At 65.5% G+C, this 707-nt stretch carries 1 protein-coding gene; it reads left to right on the plus strand.

Features of this window, described 5'->3' with window-relative positions; translation table 11 throughout:
- A partial coding sequence (locus C8054_RS31550; protein ID WP_255563048.1) for a non-reducing end alpha-L-arabinofuranosidase family hydrolase occupies positions 1-707 on the plus strand: 707 nt, incomplete at both ends.

The following is a 707-nucleotide window of genomic DNA, read 5'->3' on the forward strand; positions in this document are numbered from 1 at the left end:
GAGATGGCCACGGCCAGCCAGAACGGCATGAACCAGGGCACCGTCGCGCCGACGCTGTTCTACTTCGCCCCGCGCAACATCTGGGTGTTGACCTACCAGTGGGGTGGCACGGCGTTCTCCTACAAGACCTCCACCAACCCGACCAACCCCAACGGGTGGTCGTCGGCGCAGCCGCTGTTCACCGGCAGTATCTCCGGCTCCGGCACCGGCCCGATCGACCAGACGGTCATCGGTGACGACCAGAACATGTACCTCTTCTTCGCCGGTGACAACGGCAAGATCTACCGGGCGAGCATGCCGATCGGGAACTTCCCCGGCAACTTCGGCTCGAACTACACGACGATCATGAGCGACAGCACGAACAACCTGTTCGAGGCCGTGCAGGTCTACAAGCTCCAGGGCCAGACCCGTTACCTGATGATCGTCGAGGCCATCGGCGCGCAGGGCCGCTACTTCCGGTCCTTCACCGCGACCAGCCTGAACGGCTCGTGGACGCCGAACGCGGCCACCGAGAGCAACCCGTTCGCCGGCAAGGCCAACAGCGGCGCCACCTGGACCAACGACATCAGCCACGGCGAGCTGATCCGCACCACCGCCGACCAGACGTTCACCGTCGACCCCTGCAACCTCCAACTGCTCTACCAGGGTCGGGCCACCAACTCCGGCGGCGACTACGGCCTGCTGCCGTACCGGCCGGGTCTGCTGAC

The organism is Micromonospora sp. RP3T (assembly GCF_003027925.1).
Lineage (GTDB): Bacteria > Actinomycetota > Actinomycetes > Mycobacteriales > Micromonosporaceae > Micromonospora.